Here is a 561-nt window from a genome sequence, read left to right as displayed (position 1 = left end):
AGGGAAAGCGTGTCTGGCCGACCACACTGCGTTTTGTCTGGGCGCGTGAGTTTGGCGAAATCAAAGGGAAGAAGCACTACCACGTGGTCCTGTTGCTGAACCGCAATACCTGGTGCGGGCCGGGGGATTACCAGGACCCGGACTCGCTTGCCGGGATGATTAAACAGGCGTGGTGCAGCGCTTTGAAGGTGGATGCTCAGGCACATGCCGTTCTGGCGCGTTTTCCGGCGAGCCCGGTGTCATGGCTGACGCGTGGCGATGAGGCTCAGCTGCAGCAGGCGCTGTTACAGGCGAGCTATTTAGCCAAGCTGGAGACAAAAGCGACCGGAGACGGCGAGCGTAACTTCGGCTGCAGCCGGGGCTGAGCGTACCCGCGTGTTTAAATTCTGCCGGCCTGATGAAGCGGGTTCGGTAATTTTTAACAGGCAACCCCTATCCTCTGAGGAGAACCGGCGCGTCCATGACTCAACGACACCGGACGTCTCCCGACAACCATTCTTCAGAGGGAGATAACGACCATGACCACACTGAATACAACCCCCACCACGCAGCTTAGTGCAC

The 561-nt window shown here is 58.6% G+C and carries 1 protein-coding gene; it reads left to right on the top strand.

The window, feature by feature from the left end:
• Positions 1 to 365, top strand: a 365-nt coding sequence (locus DEO48_RS25735) for an inovirus-type Gp2 protein (protein WP_146198347.1), incomplete at its 5' end; no start/stop codon positions are given.
• Positions 366 to 561 lie beyond the last annotated feature (196 nt).

The sequence above is a fragment of the Enterobacter sp. CGMCC 5087 genome (assembly GCF_003144775.1).
In the GTDB taxonomy this organism is placed as follows: Bacteria; Pseudomonadota; Gammaproteobacteria; order Enterobacterales; family Enterobacteriaceae; genus Enterobacter; species Enterobacter cloacae_M.
This window is presented reverse-complemented; position numbering and strand designations above follow the sequence as displayed.